This window comes from Leucobacter sp. M11 (genome assembly GCF_035726885.1).
GTDB lineage: Bacteria > Actinomycetota > Actinomycetes > Actinomycetales > Microbacteriaceae > JAPFRB01.
Window position 1 is genome coordinate 325,369 of the sequence record NZ_JAPFRB010000001.1, and the last position, 2,260, is coordinate 327,628.

At 74.6% G+C, this 2,260-nt stretch carries 2 protein-coding genes; both read right to left on the minus strand.

All coding sequences use genetic code 11. The features are described 5' to 3' along the window. Positions 1-1,914 (minus strand): AAA family ATPase (locus OOT08_RS01605; protein ID WP_325090826.1); only part of this gene is annotated, 1,914 nt, incomplete at its 3' end. Continuing rightward, on the minus strand, positions 1,914-2,260 hold a 347-nt coding region (locus OOT08_RS01610), incomplete at its 5' end, for an exonuclease SbcCD subunit D C-terminal domain-containing protein (RefSeq protein ID WP_325090827.1). The genes OOT08_RS01610 and OOT08_RS01605, both read right to left, overlap by 1 nt.

Genomic DNA, 2,260 nt, shown 5'->3' on the forward strand with positions numbered 1-2,260 from the left:
TGCGGCGTCGTCGCCCTCCCCCGAGCGCGCGTCGGCGTCGGCGAGGGCGAGGCGGGCCTCCTGCTCCGCCTCGCGTTCCCGGGTCAGCGCCGCGTCGAGACGGAGCCGAAGGGCGTCCGCCTCGTCGATGCGTTCCTGACCAACCGGGTCGGCCGTCGTCGGCGCGGGCGCGGGGTGCTCCGCGGAGCCGCACACGGGGCAGGGGTGCCCCTCGGCAAGGTCCGCGGCCAGCTCGGCGGCGAAGCCGTCGAGCCGGGCCGTGACGAGGCGAGAAAACTCCGCGCCCGCCCGGCTGGCCTCGCGGGCGGCCTCGGCGACGCGGCGCTGCGCCGCGGCCAGGCGCTCCCGGTGCTCGGCGGCCTCCCGGCGCGCGCGCTGTTCCGCCTCGGCGGCCGAGCGGGCCAGCCGGGCCGCGGGCAGCCCGGCGGCCTCGCGCTCGCTCTGGCTCAGGGCGTCCCGCTGCCGGACCAGCTGGGCGGGCAGCTGCTCGCGTTCGGCGCGGAGGGCGTCGAGCGCGGCGTCGAGCTCGTCCGCGTCCGCCGTGCGCTTGGCGCGGGTCGCGCGGTGCCCGCTCAGCCGGAGCTCGGCGGCGGCCGCGACGGCCAGCGCCTCGATCTCGGCGTTGAGCCGTGTCTCCTCCGCGTCCAGGTCCGCCGAGTCCGGCACGCGCGGCGCGTTCGTGTCCTCGGGGTCCTGGGAGGTGTCCTCGGCGGTGAGCAGCGCGTCCTCGGGGCTCGCCGCGATGGCTGCGGCGTGCCGGGCGGCGAGCGCCGCGTCGAGTCGGGTCTGTGCGGCGGCTCGTTCGGCGGCGGCTCGCGCGGACCGTTCCCGGGCGGGGCGGATCGCCTCTGCCTGGGCCGCGGCGCTGAGGGCGGCTTCCTCGGCGGTGATGAGCGGGGTGGCCGCGTCGAGTTCCCGGTGTTCGGCGAGGGCGCGGTCGCGGCGGTGTTGCGCGCGGGCGGCGTGTTCGGCGCGGCTGAGGGCCGCCTCGGCGGCGCGCTCGGCCTGTTCCCGCTCGGCGGCGAGCGCGTGGGCGGCGCTTGCGTGTTGGGTGAGGGTGGTGAGCGCTCGCGTGATGGCGGCGTCCTCGGTTTCGGGGGGTGCGACGGGCGGGTCAGGTTTCGCGGGGTCGGGCGTGGGTTCCGCGGTGGGGTCGGTGGTTCCGTCGGCTGCTGCGTCGGCGTCAATGAGTGCGTCGGTGGGTGTCTCGGCTCGCGGGGCGCTGGCCGCGGCGAGGCGTTCGCCCTCGTGGAGCGCGGCGTCGAGGCGTTCGCGGCGGGCCTCGCCGTCGGCGAGGAGTCTTTCGTGTTCTCCGGCGAGGGCGCGGCGGCGCTCGGCGAAGGCCTGTTCGATGTGTTCGAAGCGTTCGGTGCGGAACAGGGTGCGGAGGAGGGCCTGGCGTTCCTGGTCTTTGGCGTGCAGGAAGCGCTGGAAGCGGTTTTGGGCGAGCAGGATGACCTGTTGGAACTGGTCTTTGCTGAGGACGAGGATGGGGGCGAGTGCCGCGGCGACGTCGACGGGGCGCGCGGCGATGCCGTGCCAGTGTGCTCCGGTCCAGCCTTCGAGCTGTGCGGTGCTGGGTTGTTCGGTGGTGCCGCCGCCGCGTTTGGCGGGCCGGAGGTATTTGGGGCTGCGGGTGACTCGGTAGCGGTCTCCGCCCATGCTGAATTCGAGGCGGACCTCGCTGGGTTCGGCGGGTTTGCTGTGGTCGCTGCGGACGCGGGAGATGTCGCCGTCGTAGCGGGGCACGGCGTCGTAGAGGGCGAAGCTGACGGCGTCGAGGATGCTGGATTTTCCCGCACCGGTGGGGCCGGCGATGAGGAAGAGGCCGTCGGCGGCGACGTCGTCGATGTCGATGCTTTGGCGTTCGCGGAAGGGGCCGAAGCCTTCGATGTCGATGCGGTGGATGCGCACTAGCGGTGCTCCGTCCGGTGGCGGGCGGCGTTGACGTCGGCGAGGACGTCGTCGATGAGGTGTTGTTCGGCGGGGTCGGGTCCGTGTTCGTTTCGGACGTGGCGGAGGAATTCGTCGAGGATGTCGCGGTCGCTTTTGGCGGTGACGCGTTCGGCGTAGCTGCGTCGTTCGGCTCCGGGGGTGTGTTCGGGGCGGTATTCGAGGTGGGCGCAGTGGGGGAAGCGTTCGCGGAGGCGGCGCATGGCGTCGAGGGGGCGGACGGGGTCGGTGAGGGTGGCCTGCACCCAGTCGTCGCGGTGGGCGGCGGTGCGGTCCGCGGTGAGGAGTTCGTCGAGGGTGCCGGTGA